The 20,847-nt window shown below is 59.4% G+C and carries 22 protein-coding genes; 15 read left to right on the top strand and 7 right to left on the bottom strand.

Translation table 11 applies throughout. The features are described 5' to 3' along the window. Position 1: 1 nt before the first annotated feature. Positions 2-1,819, top strand: coding sequence for a glutamine--fructose-6-phosphate transaminase (isomerizing) (gene glmS / locus HBOR_RS18470; RefSeq protein WP_006055777.1), 1,818 nt, complete (start codon positions 2-4; stop codon positions 1,817-1,819). Positions 1,820-2,097: 278 nt separating this feature from the next. Then, positions 2,098-2,583, top strand: coding sequence for a winged helix-turn-helix domain-containing protein (locus HBOR_RS18465; protein WP_006055776.1), 486 nt, complete (start codon positions 2,098-2,100; stop codon positions 2,581-2,583). Between the two features lie 100 nt (positions 2,584-2,683). On the opposite strand, the gene glmU is transcribed toward HBOR_RS18465, so the two are convergent. After that, the gene (gene glmU / locus HBOR_RS18460) at positions 2,684-3,874 is read right to left on the bottom strand and encodes a bifunctional sugar-1-phosphate nucleotidylyltransferase/acetyltransferase (RefSeq protein ID WP_006055775.1); all 1,191 of its coding nucleotides are present in this window, start codon (positions 3,872-3,874) and stop codon (positions 2,684-2,686) included. Between the two features lie 60 nt (positions 3,875-3,934). Further along, a complete protein-coding gene (locus HBOR_RS18455) occupies positions 3,935-4,153 on the bottom strand; it encodes a hypothetical protein (RefSeq protein WP_241432377.1) in 219 nt (72 codons plus the stop codon). 1,329 nt (positions 4,154-5,482) lie between these two features. On the opposite strand from HBOR_RS18455, the gene HBOR_RS19590 reads away from it, so the two are divergent. From HBOR_RS19590 to HBOR_RS18445, 3 genes are all read left to right on the top strand, one after another. Next, positions 5,483-5,689: a hypothetical protein gene (locus HBOR_RS19590; protein WP_144018735.1), complete on the top strand. Its 207-nt coding sequence runs from the start codon at positions 5,483-5,485 to the stop codon at positions 5,687-5,689. A 278-nt stretch (positions 5,690-5,967) separates the two neighbouring features. Further along, on the top strand, positions 5,968-6,570 hold the full coding sequence (locus HBOR_RS18450) for an HD domain-containing protein (protein WP_006055772.1): 603 nt from the start codon (positions 5,968-5,970) through the stop codon (positions 6,568-6,570). Between the two features lie 94 nt (positions 6,571-6,664). Beyond that, positions 6,665-6,853: a hypothetical protein gene (locus HBOR_RS18445; protein ID WP_006055771.1), complete on the top strand. Its 189-nt coding sequence runs from the start codon at positions 6,665-6,667 to the stop codon at positions 6,851-6,853. Between the two features lie 82 nt (positions 6,854-6,935). On the opposite strand, the gene HBOR_RS18440 is transcribed toward HBOR_RS18445, so the two are convergent. After that, a complete protein-coding gene (locus tag HBOR_RS18440) occupies positions 6,936-7,256 on the bottom strand; it encodes an EthD family reductase (RefSeq protein ID WP_049890742.1) in 321 nt (106 codons plus the stop codon). A gap of 177 nt (positions 7,257-7,433) precedes the next feature. Here HBOR_RS18440 and HBOR_RS20500 point away from each other — a divergent pair, with 177 nt between their 5' ends. Beyond that, on the top strand, positions 7,434-7,559 hold the full coding sequence (locus tag HBOR_RS20500) for a hypothetical protein (RefSeq protein WP_275039858.1): 126 nt from the start codon (positions 7,434-7,436) through the stop codon (positions 7,557-7,559). A 332-nt stretch (positions 7,560-7,891) separates the two neighbouring features. Here the strand turns inward: HBOR_RS20500 and HBOR_RS18435 are convergent, their stop codons facing one another. Together HBOR_RS18435 and HBOR_RS18430 are read right to left on the bottom strand one after the other, a co-directional pair. Beyond that, positions 7,892-8,731, bottom strand: coding sequence for an enoyl-CoA hydratase/isomerase family protein (locus tag HBOR_RS18435; RefSeq protein WP_006055769.1), 840 nt, complete (start codon positions 8,729-8,731; stop codon positions 7,892-7,894). Then, a complete protein-coding gene (locus tag HBOR_RS18430) occupies positions 8,728-9,612 on the bottom strand; it encodes a 3-hydroxyacyl-CoA dehydrogenase family protein (RefSeq protein ID WP_006055768.1) in 885 nt (294 codons plus the stop codon). The genes HBOR_RS18435 and HBOR_RS18430 overlap by 4 nt, the downstream gene beginning before the upstream one ends. Before the next feature lie 100 nt (positions 9,613-9,712). On the opposite strand from HBOR_RS18430, the gene paaK (HBOR_RS18425) reads away from it, so the two are divergent. Further along, positions 9,713-11,002, top strand: a complete 1,290-nt coding sequence (gene paaK, locus HBOR_RS18425; RefSeq protein WP_006055767.1) for a phenylacetate--CoA ligase PaaK — start codon at positions 9,713-9,715, stop codon at positions 11,000-11,002. A 23-nt stretch (positions 11,003-11,025) separates the two neighbouring features. Here paaK (HBOR_RS18425) and HBOR_RS18420 read toward each other — a convergent pair whose 3' ends face one another. Further along, positions 11,026-11,433, bottom strand: coding sequence for a PaaI family thioesterase (locus HBOR_RS18420; protein ID WP_006055766.1), 408 nt, complete (start codon positions 11,431-11,433; stop codon positions 11,026-11,028). Between the two features lie 113 nt (positions 11,434-11,546). Between HBOR_RS18420 and HBOR_RS18415 the strand changes: the two genes are divergently transcribed. The 8 genes from HBOR_RS18415 (at position 11,547) to HBOR_RS18380 (ending at position 20,466) form a co-directional block, all read left to right on the top strand. Continuing rightward, the gene (locus tag HBOR_RS18415; protein WP_006055765.1) at positions 11,547-12,014 is read left to right on the top strand and encodes a MaoC/PaaZ C-terminal domain-containing protein; all 468 of its coding nucleotides are present in this window, start codon (positions 11,547-11,549) and stop codon (positions 12,012-12,014) included. Between the two features lie 407 nt (positions 12,015-12,421). After that, entirely contained in the window at positions 12,422-13,612 is a 1,191-nt protein-coding gene (locus HBOR_RS18410) for an ABC transporter substrate-binding protein (protein ID WP_206538160.1), read from the top strand. Next, positions 13,612-15,582, top strand: a complete 1,971-nt coding sequence (locus HBOR_RS18405; RefSeq protein ID WP_006055763.1) for an ABC transporter permease — start codon at positions 13,612-13,614, stop codon at positions 15,580-15,582. The genes HBOR_RS18410 and HBOR_RS18405 overlap by 1 nt, the downstream gene beginning before the upstream one ends. Next, complete coding sequence (locus HBOR_RS18400; protein WP_006055762.1) at positions 15,575-16,339, top strand: ABC transporter ATP-binding protein; 765 nt, start codon at positions 15,575-15,577, stop codon at positions 16,337-16,339. The genes HBOR_RS18405 and HBOR_RS18400 overlap by 8 nt, the downstream gene beginning before the upstream one ends. Beyond that, a complete protein-coding gene (locus tag HBOR_RS18395; RefSeq protein ID WP_006055761.1) occupies positions 16,336-17,061 on the top strand; it encodes an ABC transporter ATP-binding protein in 726 nt (241 codons plus the stop codon). The genes HBOR_RS18400 and HBOR_RS18395 overlap by 4 nt, the downstream gene beginning before the upstream one ends. 84 nt (positions 17,062-17,145) lie before the next feature. Then, complete coding sequence (paaK, locus tag HBOR_RS18390; protein WP_006055760.1) at positions 17,146-18,435, top strand: phenylacetate--CoA ligase PaaK; 1,290 nt, start codon at positions 17,146-17,148, stop codon at positions 18,433-18,435. A 107-nt stretch (positions 18,436-18,542) separates the two neighbouring features. After that, entirely contained in the window at positions 18,543-18,929 is a 387-nt protein-coding gene (locus HBOR_RS18385) for a PaaI family thioesterase (protein WP_006055759.1), read from the top strand. 85 nt (positions 18,930-19,014) lie between these two features. Next, positions 19,015-20,466: an aldehyde dehydrogenase family protein gene (locus tag HBOR_RS18380; protein WP_006055758.1), complete on the top strand. Its 1,452-nt coding sequence runs from the start codon at positions 19,015-19,017 to the stop codon at positions 20,464-20,466. A gap of 212 nt (positions 20,467-20,678) precedes the next feature. On the opposite strand, the gene paaE is transcribed toward HBOR_RS18380, so the two are convergent. Continuing rightward, positions 20,679-20,846 carry a 1,2-phenylacetyl-CoA epoxidase subunit PaaE gene (paaE, locus tag HBOR_RS20135; RefSeq protein WP_006055757.1) on the bottom strand — a complete coding sequence of 56 codons (168 nt, stop codon included), beginning with the start codon at positions 20,844-20,846 and terminating at the stop codon, positions 20,679-20,681. Position 20,847: the final 1 nt, after the last annotated feature.

Here is a 20,847-nt window from a genome sequence, read left to right as displayed (position 1 = left end):
CATGTGTGGAATTACCGCGTGCATCGGGCAGGACGATACGGTCGAACCGTTGTTGGAAGGACTCGAACGGCTAGAGTATCGCGGCTACGACTCCGCAGGTCTCGCCGTCAAAAACGGTTCCAGCATCGAACTGAACAAAAAGGTCGGTGAAGTGTCCGAACTGGTCGCGGCCGTCGAGTCTGATCCCATGTCGGGCAGCCTCGGAATCGGACACACTCGCTGGGCCACCCACGGAGGGGTGACCGACGAGAACGCACATCCGCACACGGACGAATCCGGGCGCATCGCCGTCGTTCACAACGGCATCATCGGGAACTATCAGTCCCTGAAGAAGGAACTTGAGTCGAACGGGCACGTCTTCGCCAGCGACACGGACACCGAAGTCGTCCCACATCTCATCGAAGCGGAACTCAACACCGGTGCAACCGAAGAAGAGGCCTTCCGATCAGCCATCGCCCGGCTCTCGGGAACGTACGCCATCGCCGCCATCATCGGTGGCGACGAGGCCATCTACGCGACTCGTTCGGGGTCGCCGCTCTGTCTCGGTATCGGCCCGGGTCAGTACTTCCTCGCCAGTGACGTTCCGGCGTTTATCGAGCACACGGACCAAGTCGTCTACCTTCACGATGGTGACTTCGTCGTCGTCGAACCCGACGGCTACGAGATTACTGACGGGGCGGGTCGGTCCGTCTCGCGCGAAGTCCAGCGCGTCGAGTGGAACGCCGAAACCGCAAGCAAGGGCGGCTACGAGCACTTCATGCTCAAAGAGATTCACGAACAGCCGGGTTCGCTCCGTAACACCATTCATGGCCGCTTGAACGCGCTCACTGGAACCGTCGAACTGGACGAGTTCCCGCCGGAAACGTTCACAGATGTCGATCAGGTCCAGTTCGTCGGCATGGGAACTTCGTATCACGCCGCGATGTATGCGTCGTCGATGCTCTCTTCGCGGGGTGTTCCGGCGTACGCGTTCCAAGCAGGCGAGTACGGACTGGTCTGTCCACCCGTAACGGACGGAACATTGGTCATCGCCGTCACACAGAGCGGTGAGACCGCAGACACGCTCGACGCGATCCGCCGCGCGAAGAGCGCCGGTGCCGACACTGTCGCGGTCACCAACACTGTCGGGTCATCTATCACCCGTGAGTGTGAGGATACGCTTCTCATCCGCGCCGGCCCAGAAATCGGCGTTGCCGCGACCAAGACGTTCTGTTCGCAGGTTACGGCCCTATCGCTCCTCGGCGAACGACTGGTCGAGGACATCACCGGCACTCGAACCACTGACGGCCGAGAACTCGTCGAGGCGCTGTCGCGTCTCCCCGGTCACGTTCAGGAGATACTCGACACCTCCGTCGCACCGGCACTCGCGCAGGAAATCGAAGACAGCGAGTCGTACTTCTTCATCGGCCGCGGCATCGCTCACTCGGCGGCGCTAGAGGGCGCGCTGAAGTTCAAGGAGATCACGTACGAGCACGCCGAGGGATTCGCTGCGTCAGAGCTCAAGCACGGACCGTTGGCGCTCGTCACACCGAACACGCCGGTGTTCGCTATTTTCACCGGGTTCGAGGACGAGGCGACTCTGAGCAGCATGAAGGAGGTACAGGCCCGCGGTGCGCCAGTCATCGCTATTACGAGCAAGACTGACAGCGAAATCGCGGAGTTCGCTGACTACGTACTTTCGATTCCAGAAACACATCCCGACGTTGCTGGTATCCCGGTAAGCGTCCAACTCCAACTGGTCGCGTACCACGCTGCAGATCTCCTTGACCGCCCCATCGATAAGCCGCGCAATCTTGCCAAATCGGTGACTGTACACTGACATGCGCGCGCCGGGCTTGGCGGCGCTCTTTGGTTGTCAACACAACACCAAGATTATCTATACAATCTGACAGTCTAACCCGGATAAAGTGGCGTTAAATCTCTAATAATATACAATTGATCTCCAAAAACACCGAGAGATGCCTTCTTGCAGTTTTTGAAGGTTATTCTCACGTTCCGGTATGAGATGCTTACGGGGACCGGTACGGTCGGACTACTCTCACAGCGTTCTCAGTATGTGGTGATTACATAAGGTAGGTAATCTCCATAGATGACTCCATGGCAGCGAGCACACATTGGGTTGCATCGTCGTCCCTCCTCTTGGAGGAAGTCGAGAGTGATGACCTCCTTGACGCGCTCGGAGACGACGTTGCGCGCAAAATCCTGGTTGCGGGCAAGCAAGGGCCAGTCACGGCAGAGGAGCTAGCAGACTCCTGTGACGTCTCTGAATCCACGATATACCGTCGCCTCGACCGTCTGAACGAACTCGGCCTCGTCGAGCGTTGTAATCCGCTTCTCAGCACCTCGAAAGGCTCCTACCAGACACGTATTGATGGGCTCTCCCTCGCGGTGGACGAGGAAGGAATCAGGATCGAGCAGGGACCGAGCGACTCGACAATCGACGCAATGGAGACGATTCTCGATGTCATCGACGTTCAACGGGTGAACTACGACGCCGAGAACGAACTCGTCGATGTCCAGTTCAACCTCGAGCCAGAACTGTTCGAGACGTTTATGGGCGTTTACAGCCGAAAACGCGAGTAATAGCGGCGGTCTGTCCTTTCAATCCTGTCCCGAAGGGCGTCGTACGCCAGCAGTCGCTTTCTGCTTTCTTCGTTTCTCTAAGAAACGCTGTCAGCGAGCGTTAGCGGTCGCGTGTAACCGACTCGCCCGGCATCACCGTCGCTTCCGGTGAGAGGACCACGCCCGCATTGAGGCTGCTGTTGATTCCCGTTTTTGCGCCGTCGCCGATAACGACTCCGAGTTTGCGGCGGCCAGTATCCACACGTGTGTCTTTGACGGTCAGTTTCACGTTCGCACCGTCGTGGCGCAGGTTGGCAACGTTGGTTCCGGCTCCGAAGTTCACGTTGCGGCCGAGAACGCTGTCACCGACGTACGCGAGGTGGCCCACTGTTGCATCCTCCATGAGAACGCTGTTTTTCACTTCGACCGCGTGGCCGACTTTTGCATCCTCACAGATCAATGTCGCGCCGCGGACGTACGCGTTCGGTCCAACTGACGCGCCGGACTGAATGAGCGCAGGTCCGTCGATAACGACGCCCGAGCGCACTTTTGCACCCTCTTCGACGACGACGGGACCGTTCAGCTCCGCGTCCTCGCTCACGTCACCGTCGATTCGCGTTTCCAGTTCGCTGAGTTTCCACTCGTTGGCTTCGAGTAGCTCCCACGGCCGGCCCACGTCCAACCACCGGTCGAATGCCACCGTTCGCACGTCGTACGTCTCGCACGAACGCGAGAGGACATCCGTCAGTTCGAGTTCGCCGCGTTCGGACGCCTCTACGTCGAGCAACCATCCGTGTGCCGCTTCGGGAAACACGTACGCGCCCGCATTGATGAGGTTCGACGGCGGGTTACTCGGCTTTTCGACCACCCCGGCGACGTAGCCTGATCCGTCTGTCTTCAAGACTCCGTAGGAGGTCGGGTCCTCGACTTCGAACGACCCAACCGCGGGACCGCCGTCGTAGAGGTTCGTTAGCGATGGCACGTCGTAGAGCGCGTCGCCGTTGAGGACGGCGAACGATCCGTCTTCGAGTACTTCCAGTGCCGACCGGACGGCGTCTGCCGTCCCGAGTTGTTCTGCTTGGACCGCGTACTCGACAGGGACACCCGCATACTCCGTACCGAAAAACGAGCGCACGTCGTCAGCTTCGTATCCGACAACGAGGACAATTTCCGTCGCTCCCGCCTCGACGGCGGCGTCAACGGTGTGTGCAACGAGGGGCTTCCCGGCAACGGGAAGCATCGGTTTCGGTCTCGATGCCGTGAGCGGCCACATTCGACTGCCAACGCCTGCCGCGAGGACTACCGTTTGCATACGTATCCTATGACGATTGACGGAAAATCTATTTGTTGGCTATGGATTCCTGTCGTCTGATTAGGAGTCGTTTACTTCGTCCATGACGAGGTGGAGTGCCGTCCGGTGGTGTCCCTGTTGTATGAGCCGTCGCGCGACTTTGGCCGTCCGGTTGCTGAGGCGATTGGATGTTTCGAGTCCGGAGACGATACCCGGGACTTCGCGCTCGTACCACTCCGTAGATTGCCCCTCGTGCCTCTCTCCTCGCTTCTTATAACTGCGCTTTGCGGGCGTATTCACCGCCGGCACCGCCCGTCATCATTGAAGATGTTTCTCCAGTCCATGGAGAACTTACACCATTAACCAAAATAGTTATCGTCTCGAATATCGACTTAACAGCGAACTACCGTTTTGATCCCGTTTCGAGGGATCTCGTCGGTGTCTGTGATCTCTCTTCGACGAACAGGGCCGCTCGGTTTCGGTGCCTGATGTGAACTCTGAGCGTTCTCGTCATCCACTTCGGTCGCAGTCTGGACACAGTGCGGTCGCTGAGAGGACCAGTGTCCCGGTCACTGCGCGGGTCAGCGGTGCGCCGCACTGTGTACACCGTGGATGTCTTCGGCTACCATTGGTCATAATATCGATGAGATACACTTCCACGGGTTTGGTTATAGAGTCACTGTCACTTGTTCACAGATTAGACTTCAGAACGCGTTCTCCATGGAGGCGATCATGACGATAGAACTGCTCGGAGGATAGATACTTTCCCCTGACTGTTTCTTGTACTGACTGGTTACAGTCTAACTCGTCTATCGGGCGGTCCTAGAGACGCTAAACTACCGATTTACCGCTTTCTCGCACTCGCCGAGATTTTATCCGTTGGAATATCGAACTCTCGGCCGACCAGTGCTGTTCTGCTGACTGGAAACTCACCCGGAAGTGTCCGAGTACCTCTATATCCCCATCAAACAGAGTGATTCTTGCTAGCCTCCGTATCTCTTTTCGCCGGCTTAACGAGACCTTCGTCCGATAGCAAATATTTCTTGTCAGTTCATATTATAATGTTTGCTACTCTCAGACAAATATATAAGATTACTTGAATTTCAATTACAACAGTATGTGTGTAATGGCTGGATCTCGAAGGAGTGATGAAAGTGTCTACACGACCGTTTAAACTTCTATTAGTGGCAAAAACCACGAAACTTATTTGAGTTGCCGTTTGATAAGTTCCGGTCATTTCTGCAACTGTTGAATACCCGTATTGGGGCAGTGTACTCTCTATCTCTAGAACACCTCTATTAAATTTTATTTTGTTGGAATGGCAGCAGTAATTGAAATACAATTAATGTTAATTCAACATCATGTAATTACTTTTGTTGAGTCGCAGTGAGTCCTTCGAGCAACCGCGTCGCAGTCTGCAACCGAACCGACCCGCTTGTTATGGGATGACTTCCTCGGCCAGTTCTCGAATATATAATTCTAACCACTATATCTGTAGTATTTCATATTGAAATTATAAATAACAACTCAGATACGTCTCTTTCCAACGAACTCGTGCTGATTTGAGACAGAACACGTACACTGAACTAACCTAAAGTATTATTACGTACTATGTCCCACGGTACCACGATGCTTCAAAACGCGTCTCGACCGCTCGCCCGCTTGCTTGGAACTGCCGACTCCGGGCCAGAACCGTGTCCGTCGTGTGGACTGCTGCTTGGTCAGGGCGGCGATGCCTCGTACCATTGTGACGTGTATGGTGCCGCCCGTGTTGAGCGGTGTCCCGAGTGCGAGGAGACGCTCTCTGTTCGCTCTATCGTCCCAACAGATATCTGACTGCCAGTCGCAGTTTGCCGTTCAACCGTTACGTCTCTACTGTAGCGTCTTACTATTCGTGTCTCACCTTGCGACCTCTCTTGGCGTGTTCATGCGAGGAAACTGGTAACCTCGCGATTGTTGACCACTGGAAATTTCCTCACGATTTATAATCTGTGCGGGTGAAAGCAGAGTAGACACCATGTACAAGCACGTAGCTTTGCTTGTCCGGAAGGACGGGGTGGCAGACGAGGGGTTCGCCGAGCGATTCGCCGAGCGGCGAACCCGGGTGGTGATGGATGACTGACGAACATACTCGGGACTACCGGTCACAGGTCAAAGATTCGTTCCCCGAAATAGCCGATATTGAAGCCGAGACACTCCGCGAACAGGTGATCGAGGCGTGGTGTCTCGGACTCGAACGCGGCGGATGGACCGATATCGAGGACATCCCATACGCGTGGAACATCCACGAGGTGACCAACGTCGAACACGTTCGCGGTGTCACCCGAATCGCGGTCCAGTCTGCGGAAGAACAGCGCGATTTCCACGGTGCCGACCCCGACTTCGACGTGATTCGGGCCGCTTGTCTCCTCCACGACGTGGGCAAGTGCTACGAATACGTGGATTTCGTCGATGACGACGTGCTCTCTACCCCTGACCCCGAGTACGCCACTGCGGAGGTCCCCCATTCGCTGTCGGGGTATGCTCTCGCCCACGAAGTCGGCTGTCCACTGGCTGTCCAGCGTGCCATCCCACACTTTATCGGTGAAATACCGACGCGGACGCTCGAAGCTGAACTCGTCAAGAGCGCTAATTCGGCGTCCTCGAACGCCATTACGCAGGCGACGATGGGAATCAGCTTGCAAGAGTGGGTTGAGAAGTATTCGCAAACGTCCTGACCGTTGTTCGAGGGAGCCGGCAACTCCGTATTTCTCTCGACCCGTTGATTCAGCCGAACAAAGACATACGGTGTGAGAGGCCGTGTGTTCGAACATGCCAGTCTCCGGTTACGACCCCGACGATGTGGAATCGCAACTTAGAGCCGCCTTGTTGGCGGGTGAACTCGAACCGTACCTCACTGTTGAGGCGATTGAGCGGCACGAGGGAGGTAAACGGCTCGATGAGATGCTGTCGGCCGAAGAGATAGCCAAGGTGGTCGGCTCCGCCGACTCCGACGACTGAGTTGCATCTTAGAAGTGTTTCCTGCGGCGCTACTTACACGGGCTAACCGACGTGTAGAAAATCGCTCGCTCGTATCTATGGATCAGGTCTCGTCCAGTTGTACCGTTTCCTCCACATACATCGTCGGCCCCGCTTCCATGTCGATGAACTCCGCAGCGTCTGCGTTTGTCCGTTCTCCGGCCTCGGACTCAAACGCCGCAGAGAGTGCTGCCATGTCCTCAAAGTAAAGTTCGATGATGCCGTCGTACTCGGCGCGTTCGGGGTCTGTCGGGACGCTGGTGGTGTACTTCTTCAGTCCCGGCATCTCCTTTGCGATGTCGGTGTGCTCGCCTAGCCATCGTTCAACGAACTCTTCGTGCGTGTAGTCGTCCTTTCGGACGAGATGATTGACCATCTTAATCATATCCGTTAGACCATCCTCGCGGAGGGTACTTTGCTCTATCGCCGGAGCCGGCCTGTGGACAGTTGTATTGAGGCCTCCCGCTGAATCGAGGTATTCGAACATAATCTAGCGAATATTAGTGATATATTGCCGCTGAGAGGCACAGCTACTCGGATTCGTTACAGAGGTAGGTATGTAATGATAGCTGGCCGTGTGGAGACGACGCACTGTGCGGACGCCCCGTTCGTCGGGAACCGCAAACTGGCGTCCGTTGTGGTTCCCTACTCCGGCGACGGTTGGAGCGTCTGCGTCCGCTCGCGATAGTGGCATCGCTCCTCGGGTGCGGGACCACGCGATACCGGCGACAGGGTGGCGGGAGACGTTGCCGTCTCGTGCCAGCCGTCCCGTCGGTGACGCGCGCTCCCGTCCGCGGTGCGTCCCGTGATATAGCGTATCACATGTTCTACTTCGTACGTCGCGGCGATTGTGGATATACGTTTACCAGTCTATATCGGGGTTTTATATACGCCGGTCGAAGATGTTCGACGTTTTTCTTCACTGTCGAGGTTCTCTTTGCTCGAACGAATTCGGACTGTATCTCTCACCAGCACTGCTCAAAAATAGCAGAATAGACCACTCAGACACGCAAACTGCTGTCAGCGGGTCGGCCACTCGGGGTCGCGGTCTTCGAAGAACGCGTCGATTCCTTCGTCTTTATCGCCGGTGGCAAACAGTTGGGCGAACAACTCCGCCTCGTATTCGATTCCCTGTTCGAGGTCCATCCGAGAGGCGGCTTTGACGGCTTTCTTCGCGTATTCCAGGGCGACACCGCTCTTCTCAGCCATCGACCCGGCGAGTTCGTACACACGCTCGTCGAACGTCTCGTCGTCGTGTACCTCGTCTACGAGTCCGATATCGTACGCCTCCTCGGCGGAGATCAGTTCGCCGCTGAGAACGAGACGCATCGCCTGTCCTTCTCCGACCAGTCGGGCGAGTCGTTGTGTGCCGCCGCCACCCGGCATGATACCGAGATTTATCTCCGGTTGGCCGAGTTTCGCACGTTCGTGTGCGATGCGCACGTCGCACGCTTGTGCGAGTTCACACCCCCCGCCGAGTGCGTGTCCGTTCAGTCGCGCGATAACGGGTTGCCGGAGGTCGTCCACGTACTCGTAGACGCGGGGTCGTTTGCTCGCCTCCCGTTGGGCCAGCATATCGCGCTCGCGGAGTTCCGTTACGTCTGCCCCGGCGACAAACGCTTTCGCCTCGTCGGCTCCCGTGAGGACAACGACGCGGGCGTCGCTCTCTTCGACAGCATCGAGAACACGCTTCAACTCCGCCCGTAACTGGGCGTTCAGGGCGTTCCGTGCGTCGGGTCGGGTCATCGTTACCGTCGTGACGCCCTCCACGCGGTCGTCAACGGCGACGTTCACCGTTTCGCAGTCGTCGGCGACTGATTCCACGTCGCGGGTCTCGTCAGCGTCCGGTTCGTCACTCATTGGTCCATCACGTCCTCGCTGACGCCGACTTTCTCGCCGTCTTCCCAGACGTAGAACCCTTCGCCGGTCTTCTTGCCGAGTTTCCCGGCGCGAACCTTTCGCTTGAGAATCTGCGGCGGACGGAACCGCTCGCCGAGTTCCTCCCGCAGATATTCGAGAATGCCGAGGCGCACGTCAAGCCCTACCACGTCCCCGAGTTCGACCGGTCCCATCGGGTGATTGTAGCCGAGCTCCATCGCCGCGTCTACGTCCTCCGGTGAGGCAACGCCCTCTTGGACCATTCGCATCGCCTCGACGCCGAGTGCGACACCGAGACGCGAGGAAGCGAATCCGGGTGAGTCGCGTACCTCCACAGCAGTCTTGTCGATGTCATCGACAAATTCGTGGGCGAGATCCAACGTTCCGTCGTCCGTCTGCTCTGCGACGACGACTTCGACCAGCGCCATGATGTGGACCGGGTTGAAAAAGTGCATGCCGATCCCCCGTTCTGGATGTTCGAGTGCGCTCAAAATTTCAGTCACTGACAGCGACGACGTGTTCGTGGCGAGGACGGCGTCGTCGTCGGCGAATCCCTCCACTTCTCGCATCGTCTCCTGCTTTAATTCCATATCCTCGGGGACAGCCTCGACGACAAGGTCGGCGTCCGCGACGGCGTCTCCGAGTGAGGTGGTTCCGGTGAGACGGTCTAGCGTCGCCGCCATCTCTGCTTCGGTCACTTTGTCGCGTTCGACGCCTCCGCGGAGATTCTCTTCGATGGCGTCGAGACCGTTCTGGACGTACTCCGATTCGATATCTCGCATCGTCACGTCGTGACCGGCCATCGCAGACACTTGTGCGATTCCGTGTCCCATCGTTCCGGCTCCGAGTACGGCTACGTGCATGCTTGAATCCCTTCGCGGAACCCTCATAATCGTTTACACCGATGGCCGACTATTGTGACGACCGTGTCCTTTTTATCACCTTCAATCATCGAGTTCGAACATGGTACACCGTAGCGTAGAGACCGCTTCGCGGGAGGAACTCCGCACACTCCAAACCGAGCGGTTGCAGGAGGCGGTTCGTAACGCGTACGAAAGCGTCCCGTTCTACCGAGAGAAACTCGAGGAGATGGGACTGAAACCCGGCGATATCGAGCGTATCGACGACGTTCAGAAACTCCCATTCACGACGAAGGAGGATTTCCGTGACAACTACCCGACGGAGATGTTCGCTGTGGACATGGATGACGTCGTTCGCATCCACGCCTCCTCGGGGACGACAGGGAAGCCAAAGATAGTCAGTTACACGCAGGACGACCTCGACGTGTGGAGCGATGCTATCGCGCGGTGTCTCGTCGCTGCGGGACTGGACTCCGACGACGTTGTGCAGAACGCCTACGGCTACGGTCTCTTCACCGGTGGCCTCGGACTCCATCAGGGCGTCGAGGAGTTGGGCGCGACGGTCATCCCCATCGGTGGCGGCCAGACGCAACGACAGGTCGAGATGCTCGCAGACCTCGAATCGGACGCTCTCGCCTGCACGCCGTCGTACGCACTCTACCTCGCGGAGACCGCAGCGGAGATGGGCGTGGATATCCGCGACCTCCCGCTCCGACTCGTCATCTTCGGCGCTGAACCCTGCACAGAACCGATGCGCGAAGAGATCGAGGAACGCCTCGGCGTCACGGGAGTTGACATCTACGGCCTCTCCGAAATCGTCGGTCCCGGCGTTTCCATCGAATGCTTGGAACAGGACGGCCTTCACGTCTGGGAGGATCGATTCTACCCGGAGGTCGTGGATCCACAGACAGGCGAACCGGTCGAGGAGGGCGAAGAAGGCGAACTCGTTCTGACGACGCTCTCGAAGGACGCGTTGCCCGTCCTCCGATACCGGACGGGAGATCTGACAACGCTAAATTACGACACCTGCGACTGCGGCCGCACCGCCGTCCGCATGGACAATATCACCGGGCGCGCCGACGACTTGCTCATCGTCCGCGGCGTCAACGTCTATCCCAGTGAGATCGAATCAGTCGTCTTGGAGTTCGACGAGGTGGCACCCCACTACCGTATCGATCTTCGACGCGACGACAACCTCGACACGCTGGAACTGACTGTCGAACTCGAAGAGGGATTCGACGGATCCACCGACGACGTTCGAGAAAAGATTCTGAACCGACTTTCGAACGTGCTGTCGTTCACACCGGACGAACTGACGCTCGTCGAATCCGGCGGCATTGCTCGGACAGAGGTTGGGAAGGTCCAACGCGTCTACGACCACCGCGGGCAGTGAGCGGTTGTTTCCCGTCCGGTATCTCATCCCGGTTTGTATACACGCCCTCGGAACGTAGCGATACGGTCGCCTCCACCGTCGGTAACGACGACTTCGTACGCTGCGGTTCGACCGCCGCGGTGTGTCTCCTCTGCGACGGCGCGAAGCGTCTCACCAACCTCGACGGCGTCGAGGTAGGAGATGTTCGTCTCTAAGGCGAACGCTGCATCGCCGTGACTGTTCGACGCCGCTGCGAACGCCGCATCTGCGAGCGTGTACACCGCACCGCCGTGCGGTGTCCCGTGGAAGTTCAGGTGTTCATCGCCGACGGTCAACGTCGTCTCGGCGTACCCGCCGGAGACGTCGGCCAGTTCGACACCGACTGTCCCACAGAAGGGATCGTTCGACGCGCGTTCCCGAATCTCCGCGTACTCGTCGTTGCCGTCCGTCATCGTTTTCCTGTCGTCCGCGCTCGGCAAGTAGGCTTCGTCTGTTCGGACGACTTACTTTATCAGGAACGATAGGTATGTAAAGTACTTTATCGTCGGGCAGAGAGGGGACGCATATGGCTTACAGCTACGAACCGCACTACTTCGAGGACTTCGAGGAAGGCAAAGAGTTCGAGAGCGTCGGACGCACCGTCACCGAGGCGGATTTCATGATGCACTCGGCGCTGTCGGGTGACTGGACCGAACTGCACACGAACAAGGAGTACGCCGAGGACACGCAGTTCGGCCAGCGAATCGCCCACGGTCCGATGACGTTCGTGCAATCGACGGGGTTCGTCTACCGGTCGGGTATCGTCGAACGGACTGCTATCGCTTTCCTCGGGATGAACTACATGGACCTGCCGAATCCGGTGTTTATCGGCGACACGCTCTCGCAGACGATGGTCGTCTCCGAACGGAAAGACGTGGGGAGTCGGGACGACGCCGGACTCGTCGTCCTCGACGTAGAGATGACGAAGCAGGACGGTACTGTCGTCCTCGAAGGTGACATGAAGTTCCTCGTCAAGACCCGCAGTTCGGAGTGACCACTTCGCGACGTCGCTCGCAGTGATTCAGTCGAACTGCGAAGAGACATTGACGAATCCTCGCCGACGCCGCGAACAACCTTCGTGGACGCCGCGAACGTCTTCTCCTTCCGCACGTACGCCTCCGGAATCGGTCCCGAGCGGGTGGTAGCGTACAGTGAGCGACTCGGAACGAGATGGTTTCGCCCTCTTCTGAGACGGACGGCGCAGAGGTCTCGTTCAACACGGGCCGATTCGTTACAATCCGCCGACAGAATTTTCTCAATACCGCACTAATACAAACCTTTAATAATGATTGTTTGCTTGGTGTGTTTGAGAGTAACACACTCATGTCTGAAGACAGCGCTAGCGAGCAGAGCGATGCACGTCCTCTGACCTCGCGTCGGCGGTTCGTACAGGCGGCGGGAATCACTGGAACCGTCGGTCTATCGGGGCTAGCCGGATGTCTCGGTGACGGTGCCGGTGGCGGGGGGAACAGCGTCACTTACGGCGTAGTGAGTCCTATGACCGGGCCGTACGGCGGTCTTGCGGAGGGCCAACGAAACGGTGCGAAACTCGCTATTAGGCACGTCAACGAAAGTGATGATCTCGACGTGGAAATCGAGGGCGTCTACGAGGACACCGAGGCAGATCCTTCGACTGGTAGCCGGAAGGCTCAGTCTCTCGTCGAACAGGATGGCGCGTCGTTTCTGATGGGGGCTATCTCCTCTTCGACGGCACTCGCACTCAACGAGTTCGCCAAGGAGCAGGAAGTTATCTACAATCCGGGCGGTGCGGCCGTTCCCATCACAGGCAGCAACTGCAACGAATGGGTGTTCCGCGCGGAGACGAACACCGCGCAGATGGCTGAAGCAGTCTCCGACTTCACCGCAGAGAATCTCGGGACGAAGGTGTGGTTCCACATCGCGGATTACGCCTACGGCGAATCCGTGATGAACCGCGTCGAAAAGCGGATGAAACAGGGTCGGTCCATCGATGTGGTGGGGCGCAGTCGGTCGAAATTCGGCTCGAGCAACTTCAACTCGTACATTAGCCAGATCGCCAACTCGGATGCGGAAGTCGTCGTTCTCGGGATGACTGGCGGCGACCTCATCAACTTCGTCAAGCAGGCGGCGAGTCAGGGCTTGAAGGACAACGTGAATCTCATGTCGCCGACGATGACGTTCTCGGTCGTCCGCAACGCCCTCGGAAAGGCCGCGTACGGCACGTACGGCGGCGTACGCTACGTTCCGGAGTTAGATACCGGAACCAACCAGTCGTTCGTCGAAGCGTATCAAAACGAGTACGACACGCCACCGGACAACTTCGCCCGCGTGGCCTATCTGTCCATCAGAATGACCGCGAAGGGAATCGCCGAGGCGGGATCGTCGGACCCCGCGGCGGTGAAAGACGCCCTTCCGGGATTGGAGATGGAGACCATTATGGGGACGAATCAGTTCCGCGACTGCGACCACCAAGCGATGAATCCAGTGTGGCCGGGTAAACTCGTCGCTCCGGACAGTGGAAGCGGTGCCGCGGATGTCGAACTGAACGAGCAAATATCGGGGTCGGACGCGCTCCCCGCGTGTGGTGACCTCGGATGTAACCTTTCGTCGTAATGTCCGTCGCTACCGCAGTCGCAGAGCAGGTACTCAACGGTCTCACTGTCGGGATGGTGTACGTCCTGTTAGCCGCCGGTTTGTCTATTATCTTCGGCGTGATGGACGTGATCAACTTCGCACACGGCGAACTGTTCGCGCTCGGCGCGTACTTCGCGTTCGCCATCGCCGCGCCGCTCGGTGGCGCGGGCTTTTGGGTCGCACTCGTCGCCGCGCCCCTCCTCGTCGCCGTGGTCGGGATGGGAATCGAACGGTTAGCGGTGCGGCGACTCTACGGCAGAGACCCGCTGTACCACATCCTCCTCACGTTCGGATTAGTTCTCATCATTAACGACCTCATCACGGCTGTCTGGGGGAAGGCCGCCAAGCCGTTTCCGATCCCGGCGGCGCTCGACCAACCGGTTACCCTGCTCGGCTTCACGTACTCGCTGTACAACTACGGCATCGTCATCTTCGGAGCGATGCTCGCTATCGGGACGTGGCTGCTCTTGAATCGGACGAAGTTCGGGATGATAATCCGTGCTGGGTCACAGGACCGCGAGATGGTCCGTAACCTCGGTATCAACGTGGATACGTACTACACGCTCACGTTCGGATTCGGCGCGGCCCTCGCTGGCGTCGCGGGTATCGTCCTCGGTGCGTTCCAGAACGTCAGTCCGACGATGGGCAACTCGGTCATCATCCCGGCGTTCGTCATCGTCGTTCTCGGCGGATTGGGTTCGTTCCGTGGTGCCGTCGTCGGCGGGTTGTTCGTCGGCGTCGTTCAGACGCTCGCTCGAACCTACACGCCGTTCTTGGAGGGACTCATCGTCTTCCTGTTGATGATTGCGGTCCTCCTCGTCCGCCCGAACGGCCTGTTCGGGTCCGCGGTGGAGGAGAGCCACGAAGGCGCGTTGTTGCACGGGTCTGGCGGCGGCGTCCTCTCCCCTGCGGCGCGGAAGAAACTCGGCTACGCGGTCGTCACCGCGCTCGCGGTCGTTCCCCTGTTTGCTGAGTTGACGGGCATCACGTACGCCGTCACGCTGTTGGAGGACATGCTCATCTGGGCGCTGTTCGCGCTGAGCCTGGACCTCGTTCTCGGCTACGCGGGGTTGGTTTCGCTCGGCCACGCGCTGTTCTACGGCGTCGGCGCGTACGCGGCGGTGCTGTCGCTCATGCACGTTACGCCGTCCGTGTTCGTCGCTCTCGCCGTCGCCATCATCGTTTGCGCCGCCATCGCGTGGGTCATCGGCTACCTCTCGATCCGCGTCTCGGGCGTCTTCTTCGCCATGATCACGCTCGCGTTCGCCCAACTGTTCTACAACGCCGTGTTCAAATTCAAGTGGACCGGCGGATCGGACGGTTTGTTCGGCGTCGATACGTTCTACGGACTTGCGGGCGTCGGTATCGACCTCTCGGCGTTCGAACTCGCTTTCGGTCCAGTCATCCTCGATGGCGGACTCGTCCGCTACTACTTCCTCGTTCTCGTTGTGGTGGGCGGCTACCTCCTTGCGCGCCGCCTCATTCGAGCACCGTTCGGCACAGTGTTGCAGGCGATCCGCGAGAGCGAGGAACGCGCCTCGTTCGTCGGCTACGACGTGACGGCGTACAAGCGCCGCGCGTTCGTCGTCAGTGGTGGTCTCGCGGGCCTTGCGGGTGGCCTGTTCGCGGCCAACAACGGGTACGTCGCGCCGTCGTTCCTCCATTGGATACACTCGGGCGAGGTCATCGTAATGACCGTCCTCGGCGGCATGGGGACGCTCTACGGGCCGATGCTCGGCGCGGGCGTCTTCGTCGCTTTCGAGGACATCCTCTCGTCGTACATCGACCAGTGGCAGTTAGTCATCGGAACGCTGTTCGTCCTGTTCGTTATCTTCGTCCCGCGCGGCCTCGTGTCGCTTCCACGGACAGTCCTTGATCACCCCGTCGTCGAATCGGCGCTCGAACGCCGTCGGCCGGCGACGACCGAAACGGAGGCAGAACATGAATGATCCAATCCTTTCGACAGAGAATCTGACGAAGAAATTTGGGAGTCTCGTCGCTGTTGACGACGTGAATCTCGATATCGAACGCGGCGAGTTCCGCAGTCTCATCGGCCCGAACGGCGCGGGGAAGACGACGACGTTCAACCTCCTCACCGGTGCGATGCGACCGTCGAACGGGTCGGTCCGATTCGACGGCGAGGACGTGACGACGCTCGCACCACACCAACGCGTCCGGCGTGGACTCGCCCGCTCGTTCCAGATTACGAACGTCTTCAACGGACTCACCGTCCGCGAAAACGTCCGACTCGCCGCGCAGGCGGCACGAGACGACGGCTTCACGCCGAGCGAGGAGTATCTCAACGACGCGCAGGCGTTCGACGACGTGAACGAACACACAGAGCGCGTCCTCGACCGGTCTGGACTCCTCGGCCGCGGCGGCGAGATGGCTGACGTTCTCGCCTACGGCGACAAGCGCCGTCTCGAAATCGCTATCGTCCTCGCTACGGACCCCGAGATGGTCCTCTTGGACGAACCGACGGCCGGCATGTCCGCAGAGGAGACGCGCGCGACGATGGACCTCATCGACGACGTTCTCTCGGACCGAACGCTCCTCCTCATCGAGCACGATATCGACCTCGTGATGCGCGTCTCGGATCGGATCACTGTCCTGCACCGCGGGTCCATCCTCGCAGAGGGGAGCCCCGACGAGATCGCCGACAACGACGACGTTCGTGAAGCGTACTTCGGAGGTGTCGAGGCGTGAGCGACCCGCTGCTTTCCGTCCGCGGCCTCGTGTCAGGGTACGGTTCGACGCGCGTCCTCCAAGGAGTCGATATCGACGTGCCGTCGGGATCAGTTGTGACGCTCATCGGGCGGAACGGCGTTGGCAAGACGACGACGCTCCGAACCATCCACGGTTCTGTTGCGCCCACTGAGGGGTCGGTGATGTTCGACGGTACCGATATCACCGACTACTCGCCGGAACAGACGGCCCGAGAAGGAATCGCTCTCGTCCCGGAGGACCGCCGCGTCTTTCCCGGTCTTACGGTGCGGGAGAACGTCGAAATCGGTCGCATCGGTGGCCGCCGAGATACGACAAAACCGGCTGTCGAGGAGATCATTTCCGAGTTCGAGAACTTACGCCGGCACCGCGAAAGTAACGGATCCGCTCTGTCCGGCGGCGAACAGCAGATGCTCGCTATCGCGCGGGCACTCGTCTCCGCACCGGACCTCCTGATGCTCGACGAACCGACCGAGGGACTCGCACCCTCTATCGTCCAGCAGGTCCAGCGGAAAATCGCATCGCTGAACGACGAGGGTGTCACCATCCTGCTGGTCGAACAGAACGTGCAGGTCGCACTCGACACCGCCGACTACGTCTACATCCTCGACAAAGGGCAGGTCGTCCACGAGGGATCTGCGGACGACGTGGCCGCAAACGACGACGTACTCGACCGCTACCTCGGCGTCTCAGCTGTCGAGTAGTCTGCCGTTGCGTAGTCGGCTGTCGAGTAGCCGTGTGTCAGTATCATGCATACTCTTTTGTGAACGTCGGTCAAACCTCAGTCTATGACCGATAGCGGTGCCGACGTGACGCGTCTTCCGCGGACGGAGTTACGAGAGAGACAGAACTCCCGGTTGCAAGAGACAGTCAGACACGCGTACGAGAACGTCTCCTTCTACCGTGACCGACTCGCTGCGGCGGGCGTAACTCCTGACGACGTAACGAGCGTGGACGACCTCACAAAACTACCGTTCACGACGAAGGAGGACTTCCGCGACAACTACCCGACAGACCTGTTTGCCGTCGATATGGAGGCGCTGGTCCGAATTCACGCTTCCTCGGGTACGACGGGGAAGCCGAAAATCGTCGGGTATACTGAAAACGACTTGGCGCGCTGGCAGGAGGTGATGTGTCGTGGATTCGAGGCGGCGGGACTGGATACCTCCGACACCTTGCAGAACGCCTACGGTTACGGTCTCTTCACCGGCGGTCTCGGCTTTCACGACGGGGCGACGGCGATGGGGATGGCTGTCGTCCCGGTCGGTGGCGGTCAGACCCAGCGACAGGTCGAACTGCTCTCCGACTTGGAGGCGACGGCCATCTGTCTCACTCCCTCGTACGCGCTCTACCTCGCGGAGACGGCCGCGGAGATGGGATACGATCCGGCGGAACTCCCCGTCGAGACGGTTCTGTACGGTGCGGAACCATGTACGGAACCGATGCGTGCGGAGATAGAGGATCGACTAGGTGCGACAGCCGTGGAAAACTACGGTCTTTCGGAGATTATCGGTCCCGGTGTGGCGGCAGAATGCCGCGCCCAGACGGGGATGCATATCTGGGAGGACCAGTTCTACCCCGAAGTCATAGACCCCCAGACGGGCGATCCCGTCGGGGAGGGTGAGGAAGGTGAACTCGTCTTGACCACGCTGACTAAAGAGGCGCTTCCCGTCCTACGCTACCGAACGGGCGATATGACGACGCTTGAGTACGACACGTGTGACTGCGGCCGGACGATGGTACGGATGGATTCTGTGACCGGCCGAACGGATGATTTGCTCATCGTCCGCGGCGTCAACGTCTATCCCAGTGAGATAGAGTCCGTCGTGCTGGAGTTCGACGGAGTGGCACCGCACTACCGAATCGACCTCTCGCGGGAGGGGACGATGGACCGTCTCGAACTGACGGTCGAACTTGCCGAGGAGTTCGACGGCGACCGGTCGGCTTTGCGGAAGTCGTTGCTCGACCGCCTCTCGAACGTGTTGTCGCTCGAACCGGACAAACTCGACTTGGTCGCCCCCGGAGCGATTGAGCGAACCGAGGTCGGGAAAGTTCAGCGCGTCTACGACCGTCGCTGACCGAGACGATGTAACTTGCCCTGATGCAACTTGCCCCGATGCAACTTGCCCCGATGCAACTCGGATCGACGAAACGACAAAGAGGCTTGGGTGAGAGACGGGAAACGATGGACGTAGAGGAGTTCTTCGAGTCGATGCCGTTCGCCCAGCTACTCGGTGTAGAAGTGACTGAAGTGGCGGACGGACACGCTGAAGGTCGTATCGAGATGCGCGAGGAGCTGTCGTGGAACAGCGACCGGGTGATGGCGCACGGCGGCGTCGCTTTCACGCTTGCCGATACGGTGGGCGGCGCGGCCCTCGTGAGCGAAGTCGATCAGCCGGTGCCGACGATAGACATGCGTATCGACTACCTGAACGCCGGGACGGGCGACCTGTACGCCGAGGCTGATGTGGTCCGCGTCGGCGGCGATGTCGGAACGGTCGATGTAGACGTGTACGCGACTGATGACGACACGCTCGTCGCCCAAGCGCGCGGCGTCTACAAGACGGGGTAAGGTGTTCCGCTGTCCCCGTGCAACCGGTCGCCGTCACGCGTAATCACACATCATTAATAATTTTGAGTACGGAGGGGTAGACGTAATGGAATACAGCGGCCCCTCTGAGCTGTACGTGGATGGAGCGTGGACCGACGCGGTATCGGGCGAGACGCTTCAGACGTTCGACCCGGCGACCGAAACCGAGTACGCGACTGTCGCGTTGGCGGGCGAAGAAGACGTTCGCCGCGCTGTCGATGCGGCGTCCCGTGCGGCCGAGCGCGGGAGTGAGTGGACTGAACTTGATCCCGCCGAACGCGGCGCGGCGCTTCGACGGATGGCCGACGCCATCGAGGAGCGCAAAGACGAAATCACCCTCGTTGAGTCGCACGACAACGGCAAGACGCCGTTCGAGGCTGGCATGGAAGTCCAGATGGTGATCGACACCTTCCGGTACTTCGCTGGCTGGACGGACAAACTGACCGGCGAACACAACCCCGTTCCCGGCGACCGACTGAACTACACGACGCGCGAACCGCTCGGCGTCACGGGGCACATCGTCCCGTGGAACTACCCGTTCCAACTCGCCGGTCGTTCGCTCGCGCCTGCACTCGCCTGTGGGAACACTGCTGTCGTAAAGCCGTCGAGCCAGACCCCGCTCTCGGCGCTCTACTACGGTCTCGCCGCCGAGGAAGCGGGCCTGCCCGACGGTGTCGTCAACGTTATCCCCGGGTCCGGATCCGAAGCGGGTGCTGCACTCGCAGAACACGACGACGTAGCGCACGTCGCATTCACAGGCAGTACGGAAATCGGAAAGCGCGTCATGGCCGATGCGGCGCAGAACGTCACCGGCGTCACGCTCGAACTCGGTGGAAAAGGCCCGCATCTGGTGTTCCCCGAAGCTGATCTCGGTGCCGCGGCAAAGGGCATCCACTACGGCATCTTCATGAACGCCGGGCAGATGTGCTGGGCCGGATCGCGCCTTCTCGTCCACGAGGACGTGGCCGACGACCTCGTCGAACGCGTCGTCGAGGGTGCTGAATCGACTCCGCTCGGATCCGGTATCGACGACGACGGCCGGATGGGTCCGGTCGTCAGCGAAGACCAGCGTGAGCAGATTCTCGATTACATCCAGACCGGCGTCGATGAGGGCGCGACCGTCGCCTGCGGCGGCGGCGTCCCCGAGGACAAAGAATCCGGCTACTTTGTCGAACCGACTGTCCTCACCGACGTGACGAACGACATGACTGTCGCCCGTGAGGAGATCTTCGGCCCGGTCCTCTCAGTCATCGAGTTCTCCGACGAGGAGGAAGCAATCGAACTCGCTAACGACTCGCCGTACGGTCTGCTGTCGGGCATCTGGACCGAGCAACTCTCCCGCGCGCACCGCGTTGCTGACGCTCTCGACTACGGGATGGTCAGCGTCAACGAGTATCCGGTAACGTTCCCCCAGACGCCGTTCGGCGGCACGAAAGAGAGCGGAAACGGCCGCGAACAGGGTCTCGAAGCTGTCCGCGAGTACACACAGACGAAGAACGTGAACGTCAAACTCGACTGAGTTCGGCGCTCGCGGTTCGACGTTCGACTGCTGCTTTCTCCCGTTTTTGTCTTAGCCGTTTTACCGGCTGTTTTGATGCCCGTCAATCCGCTGTACAGATACCGCTCCGGAATCTGACTGTTTCAAATATCTGTCTGTTTATGGCTGTATTAACAGCAGCGCGGGTAACAAAATAAGTGCGAGATGGACTGCTCCGGACGAGTCCGCCGGATCTAGCCGAACTTCTCGAACGGTTCTTCGCAGTCGTTGCAGTAATGCATCGACCGGCAGAGCGAGGGTCCCTTCGGATGTTCTCGTTCAGTGTTCGTCCCGCCGCAGTACGGACACTCGGCCGTCTCATCCTTTCCACTGGTGTTTACGCTCGGGTCGAGTCCTCTCATG

Source organism: Halogeometricum borinquense DSM 11551 (assembly GCF_000172995.2).
In the GTDB taxonomy this organism is placed as follows: Archaea; Halobacteriota; Halobacteria; order Halobacteriales; family Haloferacaceae; genus Halogeometricum; species Halogeometricum borinquense.
This window is presented reverse-complemented; position numbering and strand designations above follow the sequence as displayed.